A 6,287-nucleotide genomic window follows, 5' to 3' on the forward strand; every position below is an offset into this window, starting at 1 on the left:
TTTCGATAAAAGCCGAACTGGCATATTAACCCGCAAATTCTTTCAGATCGTTAAAGACCTCATCCCAGAACGCGGATCCACTCTCAAAGCCGACCATGTTTCGCATCATAAAAGCGCCCTCGGTGGCCAGATAGAGTAGTCGCCGTTTTCTGGACGCCTCGTCGGTGGCCTCAAGATTGCCAAATCTCTCTTTATACCAGTTAACCATGCTTTCACTTTGCGTCCCGGCCTGGGCTGCCAGCAGGGTTAAGGTTCTGATCCCGGCCTCTGAGGTCTCTTGCTGGGTCGCGCTGATGTGGGTCAGCAGTCGCGCTTTGGCATCAGCATTTTCGGGAAGCAACGTGCGGTAGCGCTCCTGCTCTTTATTAAGCCAGCGATCCAGCAGGGCATCCAGCACCTTTTCCCGTGAGCCAAAAACCGACTGCACGCTGGCCTTCGAGATGCCAGCCTCGGTTGCGATAGCGCCAAAGGAGAGGGCGGCGGCACCTTCGCGGCCCAGCACGTTCTCCGCCGCATCCAGCAGGCTATCCCGGTCTATCGTTTTTGGTCGTGCCACGGGTATCTCCCTAATATTGATTTAAATACGGTCGTATGTTAACTTTCCAGCCAGTCTACTACAGGGTCTGAAATCAACGCAATTTCAGCCATATCATCGCACATGAGGTTTGCCATGTTCTATCTCAAACCGGTTCCCCGCCGGATTGCCTACGTCACCGCCTTTGAGGTCATCGCCATCTTCTTCTCATCCCTGCTGCTTTCAGGCATGAGCCACGGCGACGCGGCCAGCTCGCTGCCGGTGGCCGTGACCACCTCCATCGTGGCCGTTGTCTGGAACTACATCTACAACACCCTTTTTGAGCGGTGGGAAAAGCGGAACAACATTCTGAAGCGCACGCTTCTTATCAGAATTGTGCATACTCTGCTTTTCGAAACGATGTTTATTATTCTGATCGTGCCGTTCTTTATGTGGTACTACGATGTCGGTCTGGTGAAGGCGTTCATGATGGAGATCGGCCTCATCACCTTCTTCTTTGCTTACGCTTTTGTCTTTACCTGGCTTTTCGACCGCGTCTTTGTGCGCGAACCGATCCCCGCCACCTAAATACCATCAGGCAGGCAGTAGCGGCACATGCGGCGCGGCGTCCAGCGGCAGATGACCGCTGAGGCGCGGGTCGGCCTGCACCTCTACCCGCCGGGCGTAGGGGGTAAACCCTGAGCGGATATAGAACCCTAGCGCGGAAGGGTGATCGAAGGTGCAGGTATGAACCCAGAAACGCTGGACAGGTTTAGCCCATGCGAGCTCTATGGCCGCGCTCATCACCGCCCGGCCTATGCCCTTACCGGTAACGTCCTGCGTTAAGCCAAGAAAAGCCAGCTCGGCCTCGCCGGGTTCGCTGAAGTCCAGTTCCACCAGCCCAACATCCTGGCCGTTATGGTGAACGCAGTAAATCTCCCGGCTAGAACTGTGCAGCACGCTAATCAGCGTCTCATCGCTCATGACGAGACGTGAAAACCACAGCCAGTTTGCGCCCACCTTGCGGAACAGGCTGCGGTAAAGGTCAGGATCGCGCTCGCTGAATGGCCGTAGTGAAAACCCCTCCGGCAGAGAAAGCGGAGCTTCGGTTGGCTTCGTGCGCATTTCAAGGCAGGTGACGACCGAGGCGATGCAGCCGGGGGCAACGTCTGAGTAGCCGACAGGGACGGTTTGCGTGCTGTTATTCATCCTTTCTCCTGAGCATATTCGAATAATTGTCAACCACATCATCCCAGACCAGCGTGTCACTTTCAAAGCGATTATTTGCTTTATTTTCATGAGGGAGAGGTGATATAAGTTTATGAACCGTAAAGGAAAAGAGGGTCATAAGAAAAATGTTTGATGTGGTGAAAATTAACAAGGATTCAGAAGAATTAGCTATATTAGTCGGCGAGCTGGACGCATTTCAGAGTACGCTTTATCCCGCCGAGAGTAATCACTGCCTCGATTTCTCCACGGTTAACGAAGAGGATATTCGTTGCATTATTGTGCGTGACGATAAAGGTGAAGCGATCGGCTGCGGAGCCATTTTTCTTCAGGGCGATAGCGCCGCAGAGATCAAGCGCGTCTATATTCGCCCTCAATACCGCGGCAACAAAATCGGTGAGCGGATCGTCTCCAGTCTGGAGCAGCTTGCGCTTCAATCCGCTTGCCGTGTACTTCGGCTGGAAACGGGCATTCGTCAGCAGCCCGCTATTACGCTTTATCAACGCTGCGGCTATCAGCTGTGCGATCCGTTCCCTCCCTATCAAGAAGATCCCCTGAGCGTATTTATGTATAAGGCTCTATAGGTAAGCCCTATAAAATACCCTTCAGGGCAACGTGATAGAGCAGCATAATAGTTTTGGCATCCACAATCAGGCCGCTTTCAACCGCGGCTAATGCCTCATCCAGCGGCATCTCCAGCACTTCGATATCTTCACCTTCCGATTCTAAACCACCACCAGCGCCGGTTCGATCTGCGGCCTGGTACTCTGCGATATAGAAATAGAGCTTCTCCGTTACCGAGCCTGGACTCATATAGGCTTCAAACACCTTTTCAACGTGCGAAATACGAAACCCGGTCTCTTCTTCCGCCTCCGCTTTAATACGGTTTTCTGGATCCATATTATCCAGCAGGCCAGCCGCCGCTTCGATCAGCATGCCGTCGTGCCCGTTTACATATACGGGAAAGCGGAACTGGCGCGTAAGGATCACGGTTCGTCGTTGACGGTTATAGAGCAGGATCGTCGCGCCGTTGCCCCGGTCATACACTTCCCGGTTTTGCTGCTGCCACTCGCCGTTCTGACGCTGTAGCGCAAAGGTGTACTTTTTTAACGTGTACCAGTCGTCGGAAAGAATTTGCGTGCTGATGATACGTACTTCTGCATGTTTTGATTGCATGATAGCGCTCCAATACGTAGAGTAACCATCATAAACAGCAATTACGTGCAACATCAAGATAATTCATGCAAACAGGAAAACGATGCTAACCAGTCAACGTAAACAGCTGATACGTGAAAAGCTGGCCGCCGAGGGCCAGGTTCTGTCAAAGGATCTCAGCGCGCATTTTGCGGTATCGGAAGATACCATCCGCCGGGACCTACGCGAGCTGGCGGCGGAAGGGCACCTGCAACGGGTGCATGGCGGCGCGCTGCCTGCGTCATCGGCCACCGGCACCTTCTCAGAGCGCAGGTCGCTAAAAATAGACGCCAAACAGCGTGTAGCCCGCAAGGGCGTTGAGCTGATTTCAGACGGGCAGGTGGTGATTATCGATGGCGGAACCACAACTTCGGAGCTTATTAAGCAGCTGCCTACCGATCTGCGCATTACGGTGGTGACCCATAGCCCAGGCATTGCCCTCGGCCTGATTGATCACCCCGCTATTGAGGTTATCCTTATTGGCGGCCGCCTCTATAAACACTCCATTGTCACCGTCGGCGCAGCGGCCATAGAGGGCATCGGCAGCATCCATGCCGATCTCTTCTTTATGGGCGTGACCGGTATTCACCCGGATGCGGGTTTGACCACCGGCGATTACGAAGAAGCGTGTATCAAACGTGCATTTTCCGGCAGAGCCTCTGAGACAGTGGTGCTGGCGTCGCCGGAGAAGATCAACGCCGCATCACCCTTTGCGATCGGTAGCCTGGCGCTTATCAATACGGTGGTGGTGGAAGAAGGAACCGATGAAGAGTGGATCCGGTCGGTGGAAGCGCAGGGCGTATCGGTGGTGAAAGCCTGAGTCTCACGATCCCACAGGCAAGCCCGCAGCCTCGCCATTTATAAGCTAACCTTACTCCTTAACGAAGAGGAGATAACGATGGCTGATTCAACCCTGATCGATACGCTGCAGTTTGGCCCCGAAGCGGCACCAACGCAAAAATACGAGATCTATGGCGATGACGAAAAGACGCCAACCTATGCGTTGATATACCAACAGCGCGATGGCAGCTGGCAAAAGCAGGATGAGACCCTGAGCTTCGCCGCGAAAGAGGAGCAGGAAGAAGCCACCAATACGCTGGACTATGGCTCTGGCGATCCCCTCCCGGACCTGCGTGACCTGGTCACCGAGGCGAAAGAGCGGTGCGAGCAACACTGGCATAATACCCCCCGCAATTAACCCTCATCGTGCCGGGTTCGTCCCGGCACTCATCCTCACGATGGATTACGCAGCTGGCTGGCGTGCCGGGCAGGGGAAATACCGAAGATGCGCACATAGTCACGACTAAACTGGGACGGACTCTCATACCCGACATGAAAGCCCGCGCTGGCGGCGTCTATCGCCTCGCTCACCATTAGCCGTCGCGCCTCCTGCATGCGCAGGTGCGTGCGGAATTCAATAGGGCTCATGGTGGTAACGGCTTTGAAATGGTGATGGAACGCCGAGCGGCTCATCCCGGCAACGCTGGCTGCCTGTTCAATACGGCACGCTTCCCGAAAGTGGGTTCTGATCCAGATAATAGATCTGGCAATCTGATTAAGCCGGCTCTCGCCCTGCGCCATATGGCGGATAACGTCGCCTTGTGGCCCCGAGAGCAGGCGATACAGGATCTCGCTAAGCGTCAGCGGAGCAAGCGCATCAATATCCTGCGGCGTATCCAGCAGGCTAGCGAGGCGTATGGCCGCGTCGAGCAGTTCCGGGGTGGTCTTATTTAACATAATTCCTGAGGGGGCGGCCTGCGCATCGGTCAATGGAGCAGAATAGCGAATGGCCAGCTCTGACAGCGCGGTCATATCGAAATCAAGCTGCAGACAGAGGTATGGCCGTTCCGCCGTGGCCTCGATAACCGACCCCATGACAGGGAGCTCAACGGAGGCAATCAGGTAGTTGGCTGCATCATAACGGTAGGCTGTCTCCCCGAGGCGCGCCTCCTTGGTTCCCTGTGCCACAAGACAGAGCGTTGGGGTATAGATCACCGGCATCGGCATAGTTGGCGACGACGCGCGGATCAGCGTCACGCCAGGCAGAGCGCAGCGGTATGTTCCATCCTCCGGGGCATGGCGTCCAATAATATCCACAAGAGCATTCAGTCTGTTCATAGGCAGGCATGGTATCCCTGAAAAAACTCCCCGCATAGAGAGCATCGTTCAGCCAGGACAATCGTGCAATCATTGCGGATCTCATGTCTATCCGCCGAGCCGCGTTCTGATAGAGGATGATAGTCGAACTCAACGCTTTTAGGAGATTGGACATCATGACTACATCATCTGCTCTTAACCAGTATCGTCTGCTGGGCCGTTCCGGATTACGTGTTTCACCTCTTTCACTGGGCACTATGACCTTTGGCTCTGACTGGGGATGGGGCGCGGATGATGCGGAAGCGCAACGCATTTTTGATGCCTATGTCGAACGCGGCGGCAACTTTATCGATACTGCGGTTAACTATACCAACGGCAGCGCGGAGAAAACTCTCGGCCGGATGATCAAGGCGAAACGCGACAGCATCGTGCTGGCTACCAAGTTCACCATGTCTCGTGAAGCAGGTAACCCTAACGCGGGCGGGAATCACCGCTACAACCTCGTCCGCTCCGTTGAGACCAGCCTGCGACAGCTCGATACCGACCGCATCGATCTGCTCTATCTGCACGCGTGGGATTTCACTACCTCGCCGGATGAGGTGATGCGCGCCCTCGACGATCTCGTTCGTGATGGCAAAATTCTCTACCTCGGTATCTGTAACACACCCGCATGGCGCATTGCCCAGATGCAAACGCTGGCCGACCTGCGCGGCTGGTCACCGTTCGTGGCGTTGCAAATAGAGTACAGCCTGGTTGAGCGTACGGTAGAGCACGAGCTGATCCCGATGGCGCAGGCGATGGGACTCGGCGTCCTGCCGTGGTCGCCTCTTGGCGGTGGGATCCTGACCGGGAAATACAGCCGGGCCGATCTCTCGGATGAAAACGGTGCCGACGTGGCAGCGACGCGTAAGGGGATCATCGCCTCGACCGGCCATCTTAACGAACGTGCACTGGCCATTGCCGAGGTGGTGAGCAGCATCGCCCACGAGAGCGGGGCGTCATCGTCACACATTGCGCTGGCGTGGACGCTACGTAACGCCGCTGTCGCGTCCACCATTATTGGGGCACGTACCGTCGCTCAGGCCGAGGACAATTTTGCTGCGCTTGATATCGTGCTCACCGATGAGCAGCTCCAGCGTCTGGATCAGGCCAGCGCGATTGACCCTATCTTCCCGGCGCGCTTTATCTCCCGGCCAATGGCGCAGCAGCTGATCACCGGCGGGACGGCTGTGAGGGGGCGTTAGATTCGGATATC

9 protein-coding genes are annotated in these 6,287 nt (G+C 55.5%); 5 read left to right on the forward strand and 4 right to left on the reverse strand.

What is annotated here, in order from left to right; genetic code table 11:
- Positions 1-25 precede the first annotated feature (25 nt).
- Positions 26-556, reverse strand: coding sequence for a TetR/AcrR family transcriptional regulator (locus tag FN633_RS01440; RefSeq protein WP_208673902.1), 531 nt, complete (start codon positions 554-556; stop codon positions 26-28).
- A 114-nt stretch (positions 557-670) separates the two neighbouring features.
- Between FN633_RS01440 and FN633_RS01445 the strand changes: the two genes are divergently transcribed.
- The gene (locus FN633_RS01445) at positions 671-1,102 is read left to right on the forward strand and encodes a PACE efflux transporter (protein ID WP_208673909.1); all 432 of its coding nucleotides are present in this window, start codon (positions 671-673) and stop codon (positions 1,100-1,102) included.
- Between the two features lie 6 nt (positions 1,103-1,108).
- On the opposite strand, the gene FN633_RS01450 is transcribed toward FN633_RS01445, so the two are convergent.
- On the reverse strand, positions 1,109-1,723 hold the full coding sequence (locus FN633_RS01450; protein WP_154056493.1) for a GNAT family N-acetyltransferase: 615 nt from the start codon (positions 1,721-1,723) through the stop codon (positions 1,109-1,111).
- 146 nt (positions 1,724-1,869) lie between these two features.
- Here FN633_RS01450 and FN633_RS01455 point away from each other — a divergent pair, with 146 nt between their 5' ends.
- Positions 1,870-2,325, forward strand: a complete 456-nt coding sequence (locus FN633_RS01455) for a GNAT family N-acetyltransferase (protein WP_154056494.1) — start codon at positions 1,870-1,872, stop codon at positions 2,323-2,325.
- Between the two features lie 7 nt (positions 2,326-2,332).
- On the opposite strand, the gene FN633_RS01460 is transcribed toward FN633_RS01455, so the two are convergent.
- Positions 2,333-2,917 carry an NUDIX hydrolase gene (locus FN633_RS01460; protein ID WP_154056495.1) on the reverse strand — a complete coding sequence of 195 codons (585 nt, stop codon included), beginning with the start codon at positions 2,915-2,917 and terminating at the stop codon, positions 2,333-2,335.
- 82 nt (positions 2,918-2,999) lie between these two features.
- Here FN633_RS01460 and FN633_RS01465 point away from each other — a divergent pair, with 82 nt between their 5' ends.
- On the forward strand, positions 3,000-3,755 hold the full coding sequence (locus FN633_RS01465) for a DeoR/GlpR family DNA-binding transcription regulator (RefSeq protein WP_154056496.1): 756 nt from the start codon (positions 3,000-3,002) through the stop codon (positions 3,753-3,755).
- A 78-nt stretch (positions 3,756-3,833) separates the two neighbouring features.
- Positions 3,834-4,133: a hypothetical protein gene (locus FN633_RS01470; RefSeq protein ID WP_154056497.1), complete on the forward strand. Its 300-nt coding sequence runs from the start codon at positions 3,834-3,836 to the stop codon at positions 4,131-4,133.
- Between the two features lie 35 nt (positions 4,134-4,168).
- Here FN633_RS01470 and FN633_RS01475 read toward each other — a convergent pair whose 3' ends face one another.
- Positions 4,169-5,032, reverse strand: coding sequence for an AraC family transcriptional regulator (locus FN633_RS01475; RefSeq protein WP_208673911.1), 864 nt, complete (start codon positions 5,030-5,032; stop codon positions 4,169-4,171).
- A gap of 176 nt (positions 5,033-5,208) precedes the next feature.
- Between FN633_RS01475 and FN633_RS01480 the strand changes: the two genes are divergently transcribed.
- On the forward strand, positions 5,209-6,276 hold the full coding sequence (locus FN633_RS01480) for an aldo/keto reductase (RefSeq protein WP_154056499.1): 1,068 nt from the start codon (positions 5,209-5,211) through the stop codon (positions 6,274-6,276).
- The last annotated feature ends 11 nt before the right edge of the window (positions 6,277-6,287 follow it).

This window comes from Pseudescherichia vulneris, assembly GCF_902164725.1.
Lineage (GTDB): Bacteria > Pseudomonadota > Gammaproteobacteria > Enterobacterales > Enterobacteriaceae > Pseudescherichia > Pseudescherichia vulneris.

Excerpts from the sequence above, each read along its gene's own strand:
- FN633_RS01445 (WP_208673909.1), top strand. The coding sequence starts at position 671 with ATGTTCTATCTCAAACCGGTTCCCCGCCGGATTGCCTACGTCACCGCC.
- FN633_RS01450 (WP_154056493.1), bottom strand. The coding sequence starts at position 1,723 with ATGAATAACAGCACGCAAACCGTCCCTGTCGGCTACTCAGACGTTGCC.
- FN633_RS01455 (WP_154056494.1), top strand. The coding sequence starts at position 1,870 with ATGTTTGATGTGGTGAAAATTAACAAGGATTCAGAAGAATTAGCTATA.
- FN633_RS01460 (WP_154056495.1), bottom strand. The coding sequence starts at position 2,917 with ATGCAATCAAAACATGCAGAAGTACGTATCATCAGCACGCAAATTCTT.
- FN633_RS01465 (WP_154056496.1), top strand. The coding sequence starts at position 3,000 with ATGCTAACCAGTCAACGTAAACAGCTGATACGTGAAAAGCTGGCCGCC.
- FN633_RS01470 (WP_154056497.1), top strand. The coding sequence starts at position 3,834 with ATGGCTGATTCAACCCTGATCGATACGCTGCAGTTTGGCCCCGAAGCG.
- FN633_RS01480 (WP_154056499.1), top strand. The coding sequence starts at position 5,209 with ATGACTACATCATCTGCTCTTAACCAGTATCGTCTGCTGGGCCGTTCC.